Genomic DNA, 21,092 nt, shown 5'->3' with positions numbered 1-21,092 from the left:
TCGGTGCCGGGCGGGATCGAGGTCAACCAGCCGGTCTCCGATGAGGAGATCGCCGAACTCGTCGCACCGGACCGGGACATCGCCGTCGCCGTCGGCGAGCCATTGGTCGAACTCACCGAACTCACAGTGCAATTCGGCGGTCTGACTGCGCTGGATCACGTCACCTTCGACATCAAGCGCGGCGAGATCCTCGGGCTGATCGGCCCGAACGGTGCCGGGAAGACCACCTGCTTCAACGCGATGACCGGTGTCTACAAGCCGTCGCACGGCACCGTGACGATGGAGGGCAAGTCGCTCGTCGGCAAGAAGAAGCACGCCATCACCCGGGCCGGCGTCGCGCGCACATTCCAGAACATCCGGCTGTTCGGCGAGATGACCGCCCTGGAGAACGTCGTCGTCGGGCTGGACGCCCGGCACCGCACGAGCGTGCCCGGCGCCATCTTTCGCACTCCGCGGCACATCCGCGAGGAGCGTGAGTCGATCGACCGGGGGATGGCGCTGCTGGAATTCGTCGGCATCGCGGACAAGGCCACCTCGCCGTCGCGGAGCCTGCCGTACGGCTACCAGCGACGGTTGGAGATCGCGCGGGCGCTCGCGACAGACCCGAAGCTGCTGTGCCTGGACGAGCCGGCGGCGGGCTTCAACCCCGCGGAGAAGGAAGAGCTGATGGAGCTCATCCGGCAGATCCGGACCGACGGCTACACGGTTCTGCTGATCGAGCACGACATGAAGCTGGTCATGGGTGTGACCGATCGCATCGTGGTGCTGGAGTTCGGCCGGAAGATCGCCGACGACATACCGACCAAGATCCAACAGGACCCCGCCGTGATCGCGGCATACCTCGGCGTGGAGGACGACGACGATGGCGTTGCTTGAGCTGAATGACGTGAGCGTCCATTACGGACGCATCCAGGCGATCCACGACATGACGATTCACGTCGACCAGGGCGAGATCGTCTCGCTCATCGGCGCCAACGGTGCCGGCAAGACGACGACGATGCGTGCGATCGCCGGCCTGCTGGGGCTCTCGCACGGCTCGATCATGTTCGATGGGGAAGACATCTCCAGCACCAAGGCCCACCTGCGCGTGGTGAGGGGCGTCTCGCTGACCCCCGAGGGTCGCGGGATCTTCCCGTCGATGACGGTGATGGAGAACCTCGACATGGGTGCGTTCGCGCGCAAGGACAAGTCCGGTATGGCGGAAGACTTCGAGCGTGTCTTCGACCTGTTCCCGCGGTTGAAGGAACGCCAGAAGCAGCACGGAGGGACGATGTCCGGTGGCGAGCAGCAGATGCTCGCGATCGGCCGTGCGTTGATGGGCCACCCCAAGCTGCTGCTGCTCGACGAGCCGTCGATGGGACTGGCGCCACAGTTCATTCGGCAGATCTTCCGGATCATCAAAGAGGTCAACGACCAGGGCACCACGGTGCTGCTCGTGGAGCAGAACGCCAACCAAGCGCTGAAGCTGGCCAACCGCGCCTACGTGCTGGAGACCGGACACATCACCCGTGAGGGCTCCGGCACCGAGTTGGCGTCGGACGACGCGGTGCGGGCGGCCTACCTGGGCGCCTGATCAGCGGCGCGTATGCCGTTCGCCCGCCGGTCAGGACACCGACAGGCCGAGGGCGTATTCTGCGGCGTGCACGTGTGGCTCGGGGTCATTCGGCGGAGGTTCAAAAGTGGCAAGGTCAGCGGTGCAGGTCACACGGATGACGTCAGGAGACGAGCAGGAGCTCGTCTCCTTGTGGCGTCAGGCGAAGTGCGCCGAAGGGCACAGCGATGATCAGGTGGATCGCGCGTTGCGTGACGGTCGGCTGGTGCGCTCTTGTGCCCGCTCGGATGTCCGCATCTATCTCGCCAGCATCGACAGCGAGCCAGTGGGCTACACGATCGTCATGTCGGGTCCGGTCTCCGCACTGCACGAGACCTTGGCAGTCTGGCTCGACGTGCTCTGGGTCAAGCCGGGCAAGCGCCAGCGAGGTATCGCCGCCGCGCTGCTCACCACCGTCGCGGCATACGCCGAGCACATCGGTGCACCCGAGGTGGTGTCCTGTGTGCCGTCGAGCAGCCGTGACGCCAACCGCTTCTTCGCCCGGCTGGGTTTCTCCGCGGTCGTCACCGAGCGCAGCACGACACCGGCTGCGCTGCGGCGTCGCCTGGCCGGCCCCGACATCTCCGTCGTGAGCGACGCGGTGCGTCGTCGCCGGTCGCTGCGGGCCCGTGCCCGCGAATCTGCCCTGGCCAAGTAGCGGCCGGAGTCACTTCGCCTGCGGCGCCGAGTCGCGCAGCAGGCAGGTGATGCGGCTGGTGCACAGCCGGTTGCCCTGGTCGTCGGTGATGACGACCTCGTATGACGCAACGGTGCGACCCAGCGACAGCGGTGTGGCCGTGCCGGTGACCAGACCCGACCGGGCGCCGCGGTGGTGCGTGGCGTTGATGTCCAGGCCGACCGCGATGCGTCCCTCGCCCGCGTGCAGGGCCGCGCCGACCGACCCGAGTGTCTCGGCGAGCACGACGCTCGCGCCGCCGTGCAGCAGGCCGTAAGGCTGGTTGTTGCCCTCGACCGGCATCGTTGCGACGATGCGCTGCGGGCTCGCCTCGGTGAACGTGATGCCCATCTTCTCGCCGAGGGTTCCGGCGTTCATGTCGTTGAAGAGCCGCAGCAGCTCCGGGTCCGTGGCGGAGGTGGGGGACTGCGTCGTGTTGTCGGTCATGACCAATAGGCTGCCATGTGTGAAACGCCTCCTTCTCCTCGACGGTCACTCGCTCGCCTACCGCGCGTTCTACGCGCTGCCCGTCGAGAATTTCTCGACGACGACCGGCCAGCCCACCAACGCCGTCTACGGCTTCACCTCGATGCTGATCAACGTCCTGCGCGATGAGGAGCCCACGCACGTCGGTGTCTGCTTCGACGTGTCCCGGCAGACCTTCCGCGCCGAGGAATACGCCGAATACAAGGCGGGCCGCGCCAAGACACCGGACGAGTTCAAGGGCCAGGTGTCGCTGGTCCACGAGATCCTCGACGCGCTGAAGATCCGCTCCATCGAGCTGACCGGCTGGGAGGCCGACGACCTGATCGCGACGCTGTCGACGCAGGCGGAGGAGCAGGGCTTCGACGAGGTGCTGATCGTCTCCGGTGACCGGGACGCGATGCAGCTGGTCACCGACAAGGTCACGGTCCTCTACCCGGTCAAGGGCGTTTCCGACCTGTGGCGGATGACGCCGGCGAAGGTCGAGGAGCGCTACCTGGTCTCGCCCGAGCGTTACCCCGACCTGGCGGCGCTGGTCGGCGAGAAGGCCGACAACCTGCCCGGCGTGCCCGGCGTCGGCGCGAAGACCGCCGCCAAGTGGCTCGGGCTGTATGGCGACCTGCCCGGCATCGTCGACCACGTCGGTGAGATCAAGGGCAAGGTGGGCGACTCGCTGCGCGAGCATCTCGACGGGGTGCTGCGCAACCGCCGGCTCAACCAGCTGGTGCGTGACGTGGCACTCGACACCACGGTCGAGGATCTGGAGCGGCAGGTGTGGGACCGCGATCAGGTGCATCAGGTCTTCGACGGGCTGGAGTTCCGGGTTTTGCGCGAGCGACTGTTCGCGACGCTGGAAGCAGCCGGCGAGGAAGCTGAAGGTGCAGTCGAGGTCGAGGGTTCGGTGCTGGCGCCCGATGAGGTCGCCGCGTGGGTCAAGGACAACCTCACGTCGAAGGACCGGGCGGGCCTGCACGTCGTGGGCGACTGGGCGCGCGGCACCGGCGACGTGCGCGCCCTCGCGGTCGCGACGGGTGACGAGCACGCCGGGCGGGCGGCATACATCGACGTGGCGGAGCTGACGCCGGATGCCGAGAAGGCCGTGCGCGAGTGGCTGGCCGACCCGGAGCGACCGAAGGTCATCCACGACGCGAAAGGCCCGTTGCAAGCCCTGTATGCCGCGGGCCTCCCGCTGGCCGGGCTGGTGAGCGACACGGCGCTGGCGGCATACCTCGTGCGACCCGACCAGCGCGCCTACGACCTGGCCGACCTGGTGCTGCGCTTCCTGCGCCGGGAGCTGCGGCCCGAGCAGGACAACCCGGCGCAGGGCATGCTCGAGCTGGACGGCCACGACCACCAGGGCCAGGAAGCGATGGTCCAGGCGCGCGCCGTGCTCGACCTGTCCACCGCGCTCGATGAGGAGGTCGCCGAGACCGGCGGCACGGAGCTGCTGGCGAAGATGGAGCTGCCACTGGTCGACCTGCTCGCGCAGATGGAGCGCGTGGGCATCCACGTCGATCCGGAGCTGCTGGACCGGCTGGAGAGCGACTATGCCGATGCGCTGGACCGCGCGGCAGAGGACGCTTACGAGGCGGCCGAGGGCGAGCGGATCAACCTCGGCTCCCCGAAGCAGTTGCAGGTTTTGCTCTTCGACAAGCTCGGCATGCCCAAGACCAAGAAGACCAAGACCGGTTACACAACGGATGCCGACGCGTTGACCGATCTCTACGCCAAGACCGAGCACCCGTTCCTGGAGGCCCTGCTGCGACACCGGGATTCGGCACGCTTGCGGGTGACCGTCGAGGGGCTGACCAAGTCGATCGCCGACGACGGACGCATCCACACGACCTATCAGCAGACGATCGCAGCGACCGGCCGGCTCTCGTCGACCGACCCCAACTTGCAGAACATCCCGATCCGCACCGAGGAGGGTCGCCGCATCCGTGAGGCGTTCGTCGTCGGTGACGGTTACGAGTCGCTGATGTCGGCCGATTACAGCCAGATCGAGATGCGGATCATGGCGCACCTGTCCGGCGACGAAGGTTTGATCGAGGCTTTCCGCAGCGGTGAGGACCTTCACCGGTTCGTCGGCTCACGGGTGTTCGCCGTCGAGCCGGCAGACGTCACCGCCGAGATGCGCTCGAAGGTCAAGGCGATGTCCTACGGCCTCGCGTATGGCCTGTCGGCATACGGCCTGTCCAAGCAGCTGGCGATCAGCGCGGGCGAGGCGACGACCCTGATGGAGGAGTACTTCACCCGGTTCGGGGAGTGCGTGACTACCTGCGCGAGATCGTCGACGTGGCCCGCAAGACCGGTTACACCGAGACGATGCTGGGCCGACGTCGCTACCTGCCGGACCTCACGTCCGACAACCGGCAGCGTCGCCAGGCCGCCGAGCGTATGGCGCTCAACGCCCCCATCCAGGGTTCGGCCGCTGACGTGATGAAGCTGGCCATGCTGCACGTGCGTGACGCGCTGGCGGCTGCCGACGTGAAGTCACGGATGCTGCTGCAGGTCCACGACGAGCTCGTCATCGAGATCGCGCCGGGGGAGCAGGAGAAGGTCGCCGACATCGTCCGGCGCGAGATGGGTGCCGCGATCGAGCTCGACGTACCGCTGGACGTCAGCATTGGTGTCGGCAACTCCTGGCACGCCGCGGCACACTGATTTGGGACCGGGTCGCCACTAGCCCTTGCGGACGATCTGCTGGAGCTGCGGGGCGAGCCAGCCCCAGACGACGGCGCCCGACTCGGACGTGTAGTGCAATGTGTCCTTGTACAGCGGAGTGTCGTTGATCGTGTCGGCATACCCCTTGCCGCACAGCAACGTGTGGAAGTCGATAACTCGCGTGCCGGTCGACGACGCCCAGCGCCGCACCTGCGCGTTGATCGTCGCCACCCGGCCGTCGTCGTCGACGTGTCGTGCGTCCTCGGTGTAGCCGGGCATTCGGTGGCAGCTCAGGGTTCCGATCGCAAAGTGCTTCGAACCCGCTGCCAGCGAGTCGCTGCGCATCGTCGACAGCATGCCGCTGAGCCACTGCAGGTAGCTCTTGCTGCCGAAAGGCAGCACCTTGCCGTTGACCTTCATATCGCTGGTGATGCTCTGCGGGACGGTGAACAACGCGACGTCAGGCGGGGACTGGCGCAGCTCGTTCTGCCACGCCTTACGGAAGCCCGGGCACTCGGAGAGCACCGGCTGTGCCTGGCCGCCGATCACCTTCTGTCCTTCGAAGGGGTCACAGCCGAAGCTGACGTCCGCGCTGACGGTCAGGTCGGAGAACCGGCCGGCCGGGAATGCGTCCGCCAGGCTGGACGGGATCGAGTTGCCGATCAGTGACACCGAGTATTTCGTGCTGGACGGCTGGTACGGCGGAATCGTGACCTGGATGCCCTTGCCGTGGGCTTCAGCCGCGCCAACACCGGACCGCGGCAGGGCGACGAGTGCCACGGTGAGGGCGGCGACGACCGTGATGGCGATCGGACGTCCCATCCGGGGTCGGCGCGGAACCAGCGCGCGGAGCCCACCGGACCGGATCGGCCGCTCGACGTAGCGATAGGTGAGGTAGGCGAGGGTGACCGAGACGATCAGCTCGACGAGGCCGCGCAGTATGGCGGGCAAGTGCAGCCGACCGTCATTGAGGAAGACGATCACCGGCCAGTGCCACACGTAGAGGGCGTAGCTGATCAGCCCGACTCGGCGCAGTGGCTCCGCGGCGAGGAGCCGCTGGATGACCGATCCGGTCCGGGATGCGCCGGCGACGATCGGGGCAACCGTCAGGACGCACAAAACGGCGAGTCCGCCGCGGAAGGGGATGGCGGACGCGTCGTCCAGGACGATGAACCCGATCACCAGGACGAGCAACGCCGGCCCCGCGAGCCACCGTGCGACTCGATCGATTCCGGTGGCGAGGAGATCGCGCTCACGCGATCGGTCACCGAAGGCGCGACCGCCCATCAGTACGGCGACGACTGCGCCGATGAGCAGCTCGAAGGCGCGGGTGTCGGTGCCGTAGTAGACCCGACTCGGGTCGGCACCGGGCACGTAGAGAGCGCCCATTCGCCATACGGAAAGGGCGGCGAGTACGGCGAGCGCCCCGGCCACGATCCAGTGGCGCCGCCGGGAGCGGGCCGCGAGCGCGAGCAGGACGATCAGCAGCAGCGGGAAGATCAGGTAGAACTGCTCCTCGATCGCCAGCGACCAGGTGTGCACGACCGGAGACGGCATCGACAACGAACTGAAGTACTGATCGTCCGACAGCAGGAGACGCCAGTTCGCGACGTAGAAGAATGCGCTGAAAATGTCCCAGGCGTCGGCACTACGTCGCGACGCGGGCGCCCAGACCGCCGCGACCACCGAGACCGAGAGCAGCATGAGGACGAGCGTCGGCAGGAGCCGTCGGGCACGCGCCAGCCAGAAGCCGGGTAGGTCGATCCGGCCCCATGCGTGGCGTTCGTGCAGTAGCAGTGAGGTGATCAGGAAACCCGACAGGACGAAGAACACGTCGACGCCGAGCCAACCCCCGTGCAGCCATGGGATGCCCAGGTGATAACCGAGGACAGCGATGACGGCCACACCGCGCAGGCCGTCGAGCGCCGGCCGGTAGGACAGCCCTCTATGGGGTCGGCGGTGTTCGGTCTTCAGTGCTGGCCCGGCGCGTCGCGGCGACCGTAACGGTCGTCTTCCCTGTTGGCGTACCGGCTGTCGGTCTCTCGTCGGCTGGATTGGTCGTCATCCCCGTCGTCGTATGGCTGGTATCCGTCGTCTCGCCGCCGCGCGGAGCGCGTGCTCTCCGGGCGGTCGTCGCGCTCGGCGGCGAAGCGGTCGCGTCGGGTCAGCGGCTCGTCGCCGTGCCAGTCCTGATCACGACGCACGTCGGCCGCCTCGGTCTCCTCGGACTCGAAATCGTGGTGGTCGCGCGGGAGCCGACGCTGTTCTTCGCGTCGGTCGACGCCGAACAGCAGCACGCCGGCGATGATCGTGACGATGCCGATCGCAAGTGCGGCATAGGCGCGGTAGCGGTTGGCGTCGGCGATCCGCCAGCAGACGCCGTCGGCGAAACTGCCGTGTGCCGGACTCATGGCGCTCCCGCAGCCGAACACCGCACCGGACGTCGTGCGGACGCTGGTGATCGGCACGACGAAGAAGTAGACCGCGAGCACGATGAATGCCAGCCCGATCAGCACACAGATCTTGGTCCCCGTGCGCAGGCTCATCACGGTGCGCGTCTCGACGTCGTCCATGGCGCGTATGTTACTCAAGAGTTGCCTTCCGTTGGTGCCCTGTGGGCCGAGTCTTCGGTTCTGCTCATTTGCGGTCGGCGGCCGGTATGGCGATCCAGAGGTGGATGCCCGAAGCAGCGGCGGCGGACAGCGGGACTTGGATGGCGCTCGCCGGTGGATGGGCGTCTTTTACGGAGCCTTCGTCCGCCAGGGTGACGACCACTGCATCCCGTGGCGCAGTGGCGGCGTACCACGAGCTGTTGTCCTCGGGGTACGGCCAGCTTCCGAGGTAGTGCGCATCGTGACCGTTCCGTGCCAGCTGGAAGGCCACTGCCGGAGCCAGGCTGATCCACGACTGCAGTCCGTACGAACTGATACGCACCGCGGTGCCTGAGCTGCTGTGTTCGCGCAGATACGTGGCGACGGTGTCGGAGACAGCGCGTGCTCGATCGGATGCCTCTGCCGATGGGGGCCGCGCGAGCGCGGACGCCATGGTCGCTGCGACGATCAGCGCCGCGACTCCCGCCAGCGGCGAGCTGGCGCGCTTGATGAGCTCGGTGTGCCGCGCGGCGCCGAGGTGCCAATGCCGAGCCCGTGACACTTCGACCGTGCGGAGGATGAGGACCGCGTCTACGACGGGGGTGACGACGAGGACGGGCAAGAGCCAGAACATCGCTGACACGGATTCCGGCTTCGCCGACAATGCGATGGCCTCACCCGCGATCGCGAGCAGCAACAGCCAGCTTCCGCGCGAGCCGGCCGTGCGCGGCAAGCGAGGCCCGGCCGCCGCGGCGAGCAGCAACAGCAACAGGACAACCATTCCGATACCGATGGCCATGCCACTCGGAGCACGCTCGATGCCGGCGTCGAACCGACCGAGCTCGGTCGGGGACAGGCGTCCGACCATGTACCCGAAACCACCTGGGACTCCCGTGGACGTGCCACGACCGTGCGTGGAATTGGTGAGCAGACGAAGTGCCAGCTGGCCGTTGTTGGGGTGGATGACGAACAACTCGACGATCGACGGCAGCCAGGCCAGCGCGATCATCCCCAGCGTGAGGTATTGGCGTTTCCGGCCAGTCGGACGTGGGGATCTTGATCTGGCAGCTCGCCATCGTCGGGTGTCGTGCCACGCGCGGGTCCACGCAACGAGGCAAGCAGACGCGGTCACGATCAGCACGACGGGGCAGAACGCGAATTCCGTTTGGGCGGCGAACGATCCGGCGATCAGCGTGACCCAGAGCCCGTGCGGGTCGCGATCGAAGACTGCCCACGCGCCGATGAGCATCAGCAGGATCGGAAGCGTGCCAGCGGAAGGGTTCAGCGGGCGCGCGAGCACGTCCGGCCCGAGCTGCCACTGTGCCAGGAGGACCGCGCCGGCAACCGGCAACGCCGTGCGCATCTGCCGCATGCGGTGCGCCATGACCACCGCACCAACGATGCAGGCGACGTTCAACAACGCGGCTGCGGTGACGATGCCGGCGCCGCTGTAGCCGGTGACTGCGGCGATCGGCGCATCCAGGTAGAACTCCAACGGACCCGGATGATGGTTGCTCAGCTGCGCATCGAAGAAGTTGCTCGTCGAACGCATCCCCTGCAGGGGCGGATGGCCGGTGAGGACATCACGAATGCGGGTCGCGAGCATCGCGTCGTCGCCCTCGGGAATCCAACCGATCGCGATCTCACGGACCGCGGCGACAAGGACGGGTGCAGCGGTCGCGACGCACAGCCAGGTCAGCGGTAGCCGGACCAGGGAACGCAACCTGTCTGCGACGCCCGCAGCTCCCGAACCGGTCGACCGGTGGGTGATGGTGAGCGTGGCCATGGTGCGTGCAGGGTATCCGAGCAGTCGAACGTTCATAATGCCAACGTGAGTATCGGGGCGATCGTTCTGGCGGGTGGTGCGGGCAGCCGGATGCGCCCGTTGACAGACGATTGTCCGAAACCGTTGCTACCGCTCGGTCCCGAACCGCTGATCGGCTATCAGTTGCGCCGGCTCGCGGCCGTCGGCGTGCGACGGGTGGTCGTGTCGACCGGCTACTTGGCAGACCACTTCCAGGACGTGCTGGGTGATGGCAGCCGATGGCGACTGGAACTGCTGTATTGCGTCGAGGACGAACCTCTGGGCACCGGTGGCGCGATGCGGGCCGCGATCGACCTCCTGCCCGGCAGCGGCAAAGTGATCGCGATCAACGGCGATCTGTTGTCCAGTCATGACCTCGCCGGTCAGTTGTCCGCGGCCGGGCCGACCGAGGTCTGCGTGCACGTGCGATCGGTTCCTGACGTCGCGGCATACGGCCATGTCGTCTGCGACAGTGGCGGACAGGTCACCACGTTCGCCGAGAAGAGCGGGACGGGTCCCGGGCTGGCCAACGCCGGCACATATGTGGTCGACGCAGGCGTGCTGCGGGCGCTGACCCTGGCGCGGTCGTCGTGGGAACGCGACGTGCTGCCCACGCTGGTTGCCGACGGCGTCAACGTGGCCGCATGGGAAGGGGACGGCTACTTCCGGGACGTGGGCAGCCCGACGGCATACCGGCTGGCGAGCGTCGATGCGGTCACCGGCGCGCTGCCGGCCGCTGTCGGGGGCGACCGGTCGGCATATGTCGCACTTGAGGCGTCTGTCGACCCCTCCGCGCGACTGTTGGGTGGCAGCAGCGTGCATCGCGATGTCGTGGTCGAGAGGGATGCGGTGCTCGAGGAGTCCGTCGCGCTAGCCGGTGCCCGGGTCGGCGCCGGCTCCCGGCTGGTCCGGTGCGTCGTCCCCGCCGGCGCGGAGGTGCGGGCGGGCACGCACCGGCGTGACGCGCTGCTGGGCGCGAAACCTACTGATCAGTAAGACGCGCGTGTGACCTGCATCTCGGCAACGTATGCTTGCGCGACGCCCTGACCCCCGAGCACGTCTGTGACTTGATGAGCCCACGATCCACCCGCGGTGGTTACCGCCCGGCATTGGACGGCCTGCGCGCGATTTCCGTGCTGACGATCCTCGCCTACCACGTGCCGGTGTCGTGGGCGAAGGGCGGCTACTGGGGCGTCAACACGTTCTTCGTGGTGTCCGGCTACCTGATCACCGGGCTGCTGCTGCGCGAGTACGACAACTGGGGTTCGATCGATCTACCTGCCTTCTACCTGCGCCGCGCCCGACGACTGTTGCCGGCCCTGCTGCTGATGCTCGTGTCCGTGTCACTCGTCGTGCCGAGGGTCCTGGACGACCAGACACCGTCGACCATCCGCGGGGACGGCTTGGCATCGTTGTTCTACGTCGCCAACTGGCGGTTCATCGCCACCGGCCAGTCCTATTTCGCGCAGTTCGGCCAGACCGTGGCATCGCCGTTCAAGCACACCTGGTCCCTGGCGATCGAGGAGCAGTACTACCTGTTCTTCCCGCTGCTGTTGCTGGTGCTGCTCAGGCTCTTCGGGCGCCGAGCGAAGTCGCGCGCGCTCGGCGTTGTCGTTCTGCTCGCCGCTGCATCGGCTGCCCTCATGGCGCTGCTGTACACCCCGGGCGGCGACCCGTCTCGCGTTTATTACGGCACCGACACCCGTATGCAGGACGTGCTCGTCGGTGCTGCGCTGGCGCTGGCGCTGTCCGCGCTCCCAGCCGGCCGGGTCACTTCCTGGGCGGCGCGCCGACACACCGTGCTGACCGCACTGGGCTGGAGCTGCCTGGCCGGGGTGCTGGTCTGGTGTGCCGCGGTTCCCGTGTCCGGCTGGGTCTTCTACGGCGGCTATCTCGCGTTCGACCTCGTCGCGGCCGGGCTGGTGCTCGCCGTCGAGTTGGTGCCGTCCGGAGCGATCGCGAAGGTGCTGGGCTGGAAGCCGTTGGCGTGGACCGGGATGATCTCCTACGGGCTGTATCTCTGGCACTATCCGATCTTCGTGGTGCTCACCGAGGAGCGGACACATCTGCCCGCCATACCGTTGCAGTTGCTGCGGTTCGGCCTGACCTTCGGCATCGCCGCCGCTTCGTACCACTTCGTCGAGGACCCGATCCGGAACGGCGCCCTGCGCCGGCTCGGACACGGCGTCGCTCGGGCGCTGCCGGTCGCGGCGATCACTGCGACGGTTGTGGCGATCGCGGTGTCGGTCAACGGTCTCCGTCTCGCTCCGGCTGCCGCGGCCGGTTCGAACACCGTACTGAGCGGTGCCGGCGACGGGAAATATCGCCTCCTCATCGTCGGCGACTCGGTGGGGTTCTCGCTCGGCTACAACTTCCCGGCAGCGGTCTTCCCGGACATCAAGCCGACGGCCGACGTCGACTTCGGGTGCGGCACAGCCGAGCAGCACATCGTGGTGGACGGCAAGACGCAGCCGGAGCAGAGCGGCTGCGGCGAGGTCTTCATGCACTGGTCCGACGGTGTCGCGAGCACGCAGCCGAACGTGATCGTGTGGTCGCTCGGCCCGTGGGAGGTCTACGACCATGACATCAACGGCAAGACACTGACGGTCGGTAGCGCGGCCTACGCGTCATACCTGACCGGGCGCCTCGAGCAAGGGCTGACTGCGATGAACCGGGCGGGACGACACGGCCCGGTCGTCATTCCGAAGGTGCCGTGCCTCGGGCAGCCGAAGTACACAGTCGAAGGCGTGAACATGGCGACAGATCGCAACGATCCGCGGCGCGCGGCCGAGGTCAACAAGATCCTGACCACGTTCGCCGCCAAGCACCCGAAGACCGTGCACTTGGTCGACACCAATGAACTGGTCTGTCCCACAGGCAAATTCACTGTAAAGGTGCACGGCGTGCAGCTGCGCACCGACGGTGTCCATTACACGAAGGCGGGCGCAACCGCCTTCTGGAAATGGTTGATGCCGCAGGTCTCGCAGTGGGTCCCCGACACACCGAAGGCGAAGTCGTGAGGGTCGCACCGGCTGTGCGGCGGCTCGCCGCACTCGACGGCGTCCGCGGCGTGCTCGTCATCTTTCTGCTCTGTTTCCACTTCGGGTTCACGCAACTGCAGGGCGCCTGGCTGACGCTCAACGTCTTCTTCGTGCTGTCGGGCTTCCTCATCGTCCGGCTGCTGGTGCAGGAACGTGGGCGCACCGGACGGATCCGCTTCCTCGCCTTCTACGCACGCCGTGCCCGTCGGCTGTTTCCCGCGCTCGCGGTGCTGCTGGCGACGCTGCTCGTCTACGGTTTCGTCTTCGCCTCCGACGAGGCTCGCGGACCGATGCGCTGGGACCTGCTCGCCACCATGGGCTACTTCATGAACTGGCGGCTCATCGCGCAGAGCAATCAGTATTTCGTGCAGTTCAGCGAGCCGTCGATGCTGCAGCACGCGTGGTCGCTGTCCGTCGAGGAGCAGTTCTATCTCGTCGTGCCCGTGCTGATCCTCGGGTTGATGGCGATGTTGCGAACCCGCTGGTCGCTCATCACCGTGCTCGTCGGACTGGCCGTCCTATCCGCGGTCTGGATGGCACTCGTCGGTGTCGGGAGCGATGTCGCCCGGTCGCACCTCTACTACGGCACCGACACCCGCGCGCAGTCGCTGCTGCTGGGCGCCGCCCTGGGCGTTTGGACCGCACGACTCGGCACCGCCGAGCGTCGGAATCCGTTCTCGGTGAGGCAGGTTCAGGTCGCCGGGATCGCGGCGTTCGCCGCGACGATCGTCGGTTTCGTGCTCGCCGTCCCGCAGACCTCGCTGATGGCGGACGGCGGCATGTTCGCCCTGTCGGTCGTCGCCGTTGTGTGGGTGTGGGCGGCATCGGACGAACGAGTCGGTCCGCTTCAGCGGATGCTGGCATGGTGGCCGCTCGCGGCACTCGGCCGGATCTCGTACGGCGCGTACCTGTGGCACTGGCCGGTCGGCCTGTGGCTCGCTCAGCTCATGCCGGACTCGTCGACCTGGGGTCGGGTGGTGCTGGGCTTCATCCTGACCATCGGCATCGCCACCGTCTCCTACCAGCGCATCGAGCAACCCATCCACGACCGCGGATGGAGAGTCGTGGTCGGAGGCGCGCTACGGGCACGTACCCTCGCCGCCGGTATGGCGGCGGTTCTGCTCGCCGGGGCCGTGGGCGTGGGTGTAGGTGCACCGGCTGCCGCTGGCCAGGCGCAGCCGCCGACGGCGGCCAAGGTCGTCAAACTTGTGCCTGGACAGCCGGCATTCGAGAAGCCCACCAAGCCGTACACCGTTGCGCTGTATGGCGATTCGGTGCCGTACATGTTGGTCAAAGATTTTCCGGCTCAGAAGTTTCCCGGGATCAAAGCGGTCGCTCTCGCGGTGCCCGGCTGCGATCTTCTGGATCAGCCGTACATCAATCCTGCGTTGAACGGGCCTGACCCGAACGCCGAGGACTGCAAGCAGTTCAAGAAGACGAGTACCGCAAAGGCGAACAGCGCACACAGCCAACTTCTCGTCATTTTCCCAAGTGTGTTGCTGGGCTTCCCGCATCGCATCGGTGGTCTCGACCGATGGTGGGGCGACCGCGAATATGAAGCAACGGTCGCGGCGCGTCTGGGTCATGTCGTCGCGCAGGCGAAGCAGAGCGGCTCGCGACCGGCGATTGTCACGCAGACGTGTCGGGACGAGCACTCAACCAACCTTGGGCAATTCGTGGAAACTGTGCGAGAGGCAGACCCGGCAGCGCTGTCGGAACTCGAGTCCGGGGACCACGTCAACGCGTTCATCAAGCAGTGGGCGTCGAGACATGATGTGCCGGTCGCGGACCTGCACTCCGCGGTCTGCCCGTCCGGCACGCCACGGACGATTCCCGGGATACCGGTCTTCGGCGACGGCATACATTTCTCCGCACAATTCACGCCGAGCGTCTGGGCATTCTTGTTGGCCGAACTCGGCAATTACCGCTCTGGGACGAAATGACGTCGGGGGTACGCAAGCAACCACCACGGTCGCACTACCTGCCGGCAGTCGACGGAGTTCGCGGGATCGGCGTCCTCATCGTGCTGCTCTACCATGCCGGCTGGACGATATTGGGCGGAGCCTTCCTCGCCATCGACATGTTCTTCGCCCTCAGTGGCTTCCTCATCACAGCGCTACTGCTCCGCCAGTACGACAGGTGGGGCACGGTGCCGCTCCTGCAGTTCTGGGCGGCTCGGGCACGTCGGCTGTTGCCAGCGATGACAGGGGTGGTGTTGCTGGCCGGGGTGTATGCGAAGTTCTTCGCCGACCCGACGGTGCTCGGCCGTTTCCGGATGGACATGGTGTCCGCCATGACCTTCTGGTCGAACTGGCACTTCATTCACGACCGCCAGTCCTACTTCGAGACAGGATCCACGGTCTCGCCCCTACTGCACACCTGGTCGCTGGGCATCGAGGAGCAGTTCTACATCGTCTGGCCTCTGTTGCTGTTGGGATGGCTGTACGTACGACGAGGCAGATTGCGCGGACTCCCAACGGTATTGGCGGCGCTCGCGGTTGGATCTGCGGTGCTGATGGCGACGATGTACCACCCGTTCTCGGACCCGTCGAACGTCTACTACAACACCTTCACGCGGGCTCAGGCCCTGATCTGCGGATGTCTCCTCGCTGTGCTGTTGGAGCAGCACGCGCGGCGATCCAGGTCCGTTCGTCGACGCAATGTGCCGGTGATCCTCGGGGTCCCGCTTCGATCATCCGCGGTCTCAGCCGTCGCGGCGTCCATCGGCATCGGCTGGCTCTTGCTGGCTCCGCTGTTCGTCAACGACCAGAGCCAGTGGGTGTTTCGTGGTGGCTTCCTGATCTCGGGTGTGACGTCGATCGGTATCGGCTGGCACCTGGCGACCTGTCGCGACGGTCGGATCTCGGCGATCCTGGGCTGGCGTCCCTTGGCAGAGGTCGGTAAGCGGGTCTACGGACTGTATCTCTGGCATTGGCCGATCTTTCTGATGCTGGATCAGCAGCGGACGGGTCTCGATGGCGTGGTCCTCCTGGCGCTTCGTCTGATCGTGGTCTTCGTTGTCGCGTTCGCATTCGACTGGTTCGTGGAACGCCCGGTGCGGCGAGGCGCGCTGCGGAAGCTGGTGCCGCACGGCGGAGTCATCGCGGCCGCTCTGGCTCTTGCGCTGGGCCTGTCCTGCGCGTTCGTGTCTACCGCTGATGCGAAAGACCCGATCTTCGGCACTGCGTTACCGGGCAGCATCTCGACGGTGACCGGTCCGATGCGCCCCGGGCAGAGCCGGATCGACATCTTTGGCGACTCGGTCGGCTTCACCCTGTGGAAGTACTTTCCGGCAGCCGACCTACCGAAGTTCAGCGTCGGCTCCAGCACCCAGCTGGGGTGTGGCCTCGCCCTGCCGCAGGAACTACAGGTGGGCTCGTTCCACACCGCGGCCGAACCCCAGTGCGGCGACTGGGAGCAGCGGTGGGGGCGCTGGTCGGGGAGACCAAGCCGCGATTGTCGATCATCGTCTCCGGGTCTGCCGAACTCTACGACCGGTGGGTCAACGGCAAGCTGCTCCGAGTCGGATCGGCGAAGTGGCAGACCTACCTGGCAGCGGCATACGGGCGCGCCGTCGATGTTGCGGGGCAGAACGGACGCTATCCGGTGACGATCGCCAACATCCCCTGCTACAACCGTGAGACGACGACCGGTGCTAACGCGCTGCCGGGTACGAACCCCGACGAGGACGCTGCGGCATCGAAGGCGCAGAACAGCCCGGAACGGCAACAGGCGGTCAACACGGTGCTCGAGCGGGTCGCCGGTGCTCATCCGAGAACAACGCTGCTCGACATGCGCTCCTACTTGTGTCCTGCAGGCACGTACCAGGCGCAACTCGGAGGCGTCACGATGCGCCCCGACGGGATTCACTTCGCCGAGGCAGGCGGCCGAGCCTGGTGGCAGCACTTCGCAACCGAGTTGGAGAGCCGGTTCGGTCCGCAACTGCCGGTGAACTCGATCTCCCAATAGTCGCTCGCCGAGCGAACTTCGTTGGTCAGGCGGCAGGGGTGAACGTGGCGCTGACGGTGTTGCCTCCGCCGGAGGTCAGGCTGGTGACCAGGCTGGTGAGCAGACCGCAGTCCTTGAACGACGGCAACGTGTAGGACCCCTTCAGGGTGAACGGGTTGAAGAGCCCGGTCATCTTGCCGGTCAGGTGCATCGATGCCGGAGTCGAGGTCATGCAGGTCGTCGGCACGAGATTGATGAGGCCGATGTTCAAGGGTGCGAGCTTGGTGATGCGCACGTTGAACCGCTGGGTGACGTCGACGTTGCCGCTGTTGAAGTTGCCGGTCGCGTTGCCCACCGGCTCGATCTGCATGGTCGCCGTGGCGACGCTGGGAACACTCAGCTTGCCCGGGATGATCGGCAGGTCGACCTTCATCGTCCCGGGGAGCAGGTTGAGGGCGGCCGACACGTTGTTCTTGTAGGTGCCGAGGTCGACCTTGGTGGTCTGCTTGCCGGTGAACACGACGGTCTTGCCGGGCTTGGCGACATACGTCGAGACCTTGGCGGTGTGGTGCAGCGTCCACACCGGAGTTGCGTTCGCGCCGGGCGCGGAGACGACGGCGATGGCCGTCGCCGTGCAGGCTGCAGCCGAAGCGATCCCGATCCGTCGGGCGGTGCGAGACATGGTTGATCCCTTTCGATGGTGGACGGTATCTGAATAGCTACTCCACGGTAACTTACCGTTCGCCGAGGGCGGGCGATGGCGAGTGTCGGATTGGCGATGGGTTAACGAGAATGCCGTGGGGGAGAGCGCGGCCGGGCATGGACAATTGCCACGTGTCCTGGATGAGCGAAGTGACGGCCGACGAGCGACGGGTGCTCGGCCTGGTGGATGACGCGGCGATCCTGGCCGACCTGGCAGAGCTGGTCGGCATACCGTCGGTCGGCGGTAGTGCCGGCGAGGTGGTGGCGCAACAGTGGTGTGCCGAGAAGCTGCGAATGCTGGGGCTCGAGGTCGACGCGTGGGGGATCGACGTGGCCGAACTGACCGCAGATCCCGATTTTCCCGGAGCCGAGGTCGATCGGGAGCGGGCTCTCGGTGTCGTGGGTGTCCTGCCGCCGTCCGCGGGATCGACAACGGACCGGCCGGCGCTCGCCTTCTGCGGGCACACAGACGTCGTGCCTCCCGGCAACCTCGACGCGTGGACCGGCGACCCCTTCGTGTTGCGGGTCGAGGACGGTCGCGGTTACGGCCGCGGCGTGTGTGACATGAAGGCGGGTGTGGTCGCGATGATCGCCGCCGTCGACGCCGTGCGCCGTTCGAACGTGCATCGCTCGCGGCCGCTCGCGATCCACTGTGTCAGCGGCGAGGAGGACGGCGGCCTGGGTGCGTTCGCGACGCTGCGGCGAGGACACCGTGCGGACGCATGCGTGATCACCGAGCCGACGGCGGGTGCCGTCATACCCGCGAACGCCGGGTCGTTGACGTTCCGGATCGAGGTGCCGGGGCTGGCGACACACGGCTCTCAGCGGTGGCAGGGCGTCAGTGCGGTGGACAAGCTGAACATCGTGCAGCAAGCCCTCCGTCAGCTCGAGAAGGACCGAAACGTCGAGATACCAAGCGAATTCGCGCACCTCGAGATCCCCTGGCCGTTGTCGATCGGCAAGATCCACGCCGGTGACTGGGCCAGCACGGTGCCCGACCTGCTGGTGGCCGAAGGCCGCTACGGAGTGCGGCCGGGTGAGTCGGTGTCGGACGCGCGGAGAGCATTCGAGCAGGCTGTGGCCGACCGTGCGGACCAGGACCCCTGGCTGCGCGAGCACCCCGTGCGGATCAGCTGGCCCGGCGGCGTCTTTGCCTCCGGGCGGCTCCCGGTCGGCCATCCATTGCTGGCGGAGGTCACGGACGCGGTCATGCATGTGCGGGGGAGCGCGCCGGATGTGCGAGGTGCGCCATACGGCTCGGACCTGCGCCTGTATGCCGCCGCAGGCGTGCCGACGCTGCAGTACGGCCCGGGCCGGGTCGAGCAGGCCCACGCCGTCGACGAGTCCGTCGAGATCGGCGACGTGCTGGCCTGCGCCCGGGTCTATGCACTGCTCGCGCTGCGTGCGTGCGCCACCGAAGAAGTGACCGGTGAGTAGGGGGCCGTGGCCTCGGCGCTAGTCTCTGCGCCCATGCAGACATCCGGCGTGTTCGACGCGATCACTGACGCCTTCCCGGGGGACCCTCAATCGACCGACCCGATCGATCCGCGGTGGCAGGCGATGACCGGCGAGGTCGCCGGCTACACCGGTGCGAACGAGCTCGCGGTCCTCAACCTGGCAGCGGCTGCGCTGCCGGAGGACGAGTGCTACCTGGAGGTCGGCACCTTCAAAGGGCGCTCGCTGGTCGCCGCCGTGCAAGGCAACGAAGGCAAGACCTTCTACGCCATGGAGAACTTCCTGGAGTTCGGTATGGCGGGGCAGGAAGCCCGCGCCGAGCTCGAGGACAACCTGAGGCGTCTCGGCGGCAGCGCCGACATACGGCTGCTTGAGGGTGACGCATTCACCCTGATGGCGGAGGACGGCGTCGTCGACCGCCCGGTCGGCGTCTACTTCTACGACGGCGAGCACACGATGTTGTCGCACTACCTCGCGCTCGCCGTCGTCGAACCGCTGCTTGCCGACGAGGCCCTGGTACTGATCGACGACGCGACCTGGCCGGTGGTGCAGCGCGCGCACGGGCTCTTCCTCAAGCGCCACCCGGGTTGGCAGATCAGCGCCACTTGGGACGCACAGCACGCCGACGACCCGCGCTGGGCCAACGGCCTGCACGCGCTGGTCTTCCGGCGGGTCGCCGGCCGGCGGCGTGGACTGTCTCGGACGGACGAGGCGCTGCGTCGCTATCAGACAACCGTGCAGGACCGGGTCAACAAAGTGGCCTGGGGAGCAGCTGATCGCTTCCCCGGTCCGGTCAAGAAGCTGGCCGGGCTGGTGCTGTCACGTTCGCGGGCTATCGGCAGCGACGATCACTGACTCGTCCGCGATAGCGGTGGCCTGGTGCCGCAGCACCACACGCAGCAGGCCGGAGAATGCGACGACGAGCGCGCCGACCAGGCAGACCCACACAATGTGCGTCGGAGTGTCGTGCCAGCCCGCGGCGATGGCGACGACCTCACCGACGATGACTGCCCAGGTCAGCGCGCCGAGCCAGCCGGTGTCACTGCCCATCTCGGAGAAGAGCCACACCTGCGCGAGCGCCCAGGCGACACCGAGCACCACGCACAGCAGCGCCAGATCGCCGAACTGCCCGTAATCCGACCCGCCCGCGACCGTGATCCAGGTGCGCGGTGAGATCGCGACGATCCCGAAGCCGACCACTCCGATCGCAGCGACGACACCGCTGGCGCGTAGCAGGGTGCGGGTCGGCCGGGCGCCCTGCATCCGCGGCACGATGATCAGCGCCACGAACTGGGTCCCCCAGCACATCGCCCGGGCGAAGGTCGTGGCCAGCGCGTAGCCGCCCGACTCGTGCGGGGTCAGGTAGTGCCGGGCGAGCAACATGTCGACGTTGGTGAGTGCGACGTATGCCGCCAGCGTGCTGTTGGACCGGATCAGCTCACGGGCGAGTTTGGCGGTACGGGGCAGGGCGGCCAGGTCGACGCGGCACAACCAGGCGCCATACACGGCGGTGAGTGCGCCGGCGATGAGCATCGCGGCGAAGACTCCGGTGACGTCGGCCGACAGGAAAGCGCAGACCCCGGCCGCGACGACCCTGGTCACCGCGTTGGCCAGATACAGCAGCGACAGCGTCCGCAGCCGGCCGCGGCCGAGCAGGATTCCCTGGAAACAGCCCGTGACCATCATCGGCACGAGCATTCCGCCGAGCAGCACTGCCGCCCAGAACGACGGAAGGTGGAACCAGCGTGCGAGCGCGGGGAGATCGCGGCAGTGACCGCGAAGCAGCCCAGGCCGATCAACAGCGCCGGCCGAATGGCGCTTGTCGGCCCCTGCGGGTCGTCGCCGGACAGCCGCCGCGCGACCACGACCTGGAACACTCCAGCCGGTATGGCGAGCAGCACGCCATACGTGGAAAGCGCTGTGTAACCACCGAATTCGCCTGGCCCGAGGGGGCGCGAAAGCAGCATCACGACGAGATAGCCGAGAGCGTTCGCCATACCCATGGCGACTCCCAGCAACGCACCCATCGCGGTCCGCGACGAGGGCGTGCGAAGAGCGCTACGTGTGGCCACGACCACTGAGGTTACCCGCGAGTTAGTATTTGGGCTGCTCACGCAGCGACCACCCGGCCTGCGAC

17 protein-coding genes and 1 pseudogene are annotated in these 21,092 nt (G+C 67.1%); 11 read left to right on the top strand and 7 right to left on the bottom strand.

The window, feature by feature from the left end; all coding sequences use genetic code 11:
- Nucleotides 1-15: 15 nt before the first annotated feature.
- From ACFQDH_RS19095 to ACFQDH_RS19085, 3 genes are all read left to right on the top strand, one after another.
- A complete protein-coding gene (locus ACFQDH_RS19095) occupies nt 16-876 on the top strand; it encodes an ABC transporter ATP-binding protein (RefSeq protein WP_382404903.1) in 861 nt (286 codons plus the stop codon).
- Complete coding sequence (locus tag ACFQDH_RS19090; RefSeq protein WP_382403974.1) at nt 863-1,573, top strand: ABC transporter ATP-binding protein; 711 nt, start codon at nt 863-865, stop codon at nt 1,571-1,573. Before ACFQDH_RS19095 ends, ACFQDH_RS19090 begins: the two co-directional genes overlap by 14 nt.
- Nucleotides 1,574-1,709: 136 nt before the next feature.
- The gene (locus ACFQDH_RS19085; RefSeq protein ID WP_382403973.1) at nt 1,710-2,249 is read left to right on the top strand and encodes a GNAT family N-acetyltransferase; all 540 of its coding nucleotides are present in this window, start codon (nt 1,710-1,712) and stop codon (nt 2,247-2,249) included.
- Nucleotides 2,250-2,258: 9 nt separating this feature from the next.
- Here the strand turns inward: ACFQDH_RS19085 and ACFQDH_RS19080 are convergent, their stop codons facing one another.
- The gene (locus ACFQDH_RS19080; RefSeq protein WP_382403972.1) at nt 2,259-2,714 is read right to left on the bottom strand and encodes a PaaI family thioesterase; all 456 of its coding nucleotides are present in this window, start codon (nt 2,712-2,714) and stop codon (nt 2,259-2,261) included.
- A 19-nt stretch (nt 2,715-2,733) separates the two neighbouring features.
- On the opposite strand from ACFQDH_RS19080, the pseudogene polA reads away from it, so the two are divergent.
- Nucleotides 2,734-5,414 (top strand): annotated as a pseudogene (polA, locus tag ACFQDH_RS19075) (DNA polymerase I).
- 18 nt (nt 5,415-5,432) lie between these two features.
- On the opposite strand, the gene ACFQDH_RS19070 reads toward polA, so the two are convergent.
- The 3 genes from ACFQDH_RS19070 to ACFQDH_RS19060 all read right to left on the bottom strand — a co-directional run bounded on the left by ACFQDH_RS19070 (nt 5,433) and on the right by ACFQDH_RS19060 (nt 9,791).
- Nucleotides 5,433-7,355, bottom strand: a complete 1,923-nt coding sequence (locus ACFQDH_RS19070; protein WP_382404902.1) for an acyltransferase family protein — start codon at nt 7,353-7,355, stop codon at nt 5,433-5,435.
- 29 nt (nt 7,356-7,384) lie between these two features.
- Nucleotides 7,385-7,987 (bottom strand): DUF308 domain-containing protein, encoded by a 603-nt coding sequence (locus tag ACFQDH_RS19065; RefSeq protein ID WP_382403971.1) that lies wholly within the window; start codon nt 7,985-7,987, stop codon nt 7,385-7,387.
- 64 nt (nt 7,988-8,051) lie between these two features.
- Nucleotides 8,052-9,791: a hypothetical protein gene (locus tag ACFQDH_RS19060; RefSeq protein ID WP_382403970.1), complete on the bottom strand. Its 1,740-nt coding sequence runs from the start codon at nt 9,789-9,791 to the stop codon at nt 8,052-8,054.
- A 45-nt stretch (nt 9,792-9,836) separates the two neighbouring features.
- Here ACFQDH_RS19060 and ACFQDH_RS19055 point away from each other — a divergent pair, with 45 nt between their 5' ends.
- The 5 genes from ACFQDH_RS19055 to ACFQDH_RS19035 all read left to right on the top strand — a co-directional run bounded on the left by ACFQDH_RS19055 (nt 9,837) and on the right by ACFQDH_RS19035 (nt 16,819).
- Nucleotides 9,837-10,805, top strand: coding sequence for a sugar phosphate nucleotidyltransferase (locus ACFQDH_RS19055; protein WP_382403969.1), 969 nt, complete (start codon nt 9,837-9,839; stop codon nt 10,803-10,805).
- Nucleotides 10,806-10,879: 74 nt separating this feature from the next.
- Nucleotides 10,880-12,829, top strand: coding sequence for an acyltransferase family protein (locus ACFQDH_RS19050; protein WP_382403968.1), 1,950 nt, complete (start codon nt 10,880-10,882; stop codon nt 12,827-12,829).
- A complete protein-coding gene (locus ACFQDH_RS19045) occupies nt 12,826-14,793 on the top strand; it encodes an acyltransferase family protein (protein WP_382403967.1) in 1,968 nt (655 codons plus the stop codon). The genes ACFQDH_RS19050 and ACFQDH_RS19045 overlap by 4 nt, the downstream gene beginning before the upstream one ends.
- Complete coding sequence (locus ACFQDH_RS19040) at nt 14,790-16,460, top strand: acyltransferase family protein (protein ID WP_382403965.1); 1,671 nt, start codon at nt 14,790-14,792, stop codon at nt 16,458-16,460. The genes ACFQDH_RS19045 and ACFQDH_RS19040 overlap by 4 nt, the downstream gene beginning before the upstream one ends.
- Complete coding sequence (locus ACFQDH_RS19035; RefSeq protein WP_382403963.1) at nt 16,457-16,819, top strand: hypothetical protein; 363 nt, start codon at nt 16,457-16,459, stop codon at nt 16,817-16,819. Before ACFQDH_RS19040 ends, ACFQDH_RS19035 begins: the two co-directional genes overlap by 4 nt.
- Nucleotides 16,820-16,844: 25 nt before the next feature.
- Here ACFQDH_RS19035 and ACFQDH_RS19030 read toward each other — a convergent pair whose 3' ends face one another.
- The gene (locus ACFQDH_RS19030) at nt 16,845-17,480 is read right to left on the bottom strand and encodes a hypothetical protein (RefSeq protein ID WP_382403962.1); all 636 of its coding nucleotides are present in this window, start codon (nt 17,478-17,480) and stop codon (nt 16,845-16,847) included.
- Nucleotides 17,481-17,641: 161 nt separating this feature from the next.
- Between ACFQDH_RS19030 and ACFQDH_RS19025 the strand changes: the two genes are divergently transcribed.
- Nucleotides 17,642-18,937 (top strand): ArgE/DapE family deacylase, encoded by a 1,296-nt coding sequence (locus ACFQDH_RS19025; RefSeq protein ID WP_382403960.1) that lies wholly within the window; start codon nt 17,642-17,644, stop codon nt 18,935-18,937.
- 33 nt (nt 18,938-18,970) lie between these two features.
- On the top strand, nt 18,971-19,810 hold the full coding sequence (locus tag ACFQDH_RS19020) for a class I SAM-dependent methyltransferase (protein ID WP_382403959.1): 840 nt from the start codon (nt 18,971-18,973) through the stop codon (nt 19,808-19,810).
- On the opposite strand, the gene ACFQDH_RS19015 is transcribed toward ACFQDH_RS19020, so the two are convergent.
- Together ACFQDH_RS19015 and ACFQDH_RS19010 are read right to left on the bottom strand one after the other, a co-directional pair.
- Nucleotides 19,775-20,641 carry an MATE family efflux transporter gene (locus ACFQDH_RS19015; protein ID WP_382403958.1) on the bottom strand — a complete coding sequence of 289 codons (867 nt, stop codon included), beginning with the start codon at nt 20,639-20,641 and terminating at the stop codon, nt 19,775-19,777. The genes ACFQDH_RS19020 and ACFQDH_RS19015 overlap by 36 nt on opposite strands.
- Nucleotides 20,638-21,027, bottom strand: coding sequence for an MATE family efflux transporter (locus ACFQDH_RS19010; RefSeq protein ID WP_382403957.1), 390 nt, complete (start codon nt 21,025-21,027; stop codon nt 20,638-20,640). The genes ACFQDH_RS19015 and ACFQDH_RS19010 overlap by 4 nt, the downstream gene beginning before the upstream one ends.
- Between the last annotated feature and the right edge of the window lie 65 nt (nt 21,028-21,092).

The sequence above is a fragment of the Flexivirga alba genome (assembly GCF_042661025.1).
In the GTDB taxonomy this organism is placed as follows: domain Bacteria; phylum Actinomycetota; class Actinomycetes; order Actinomycetales; family Dermatophilaceae; genus Flexivirga; species Flexivirga alba.
Note: the sequence above shows the minus strand (reverse complement) of the source record. Positions and strands in the feature narration are given on the sequence as shown.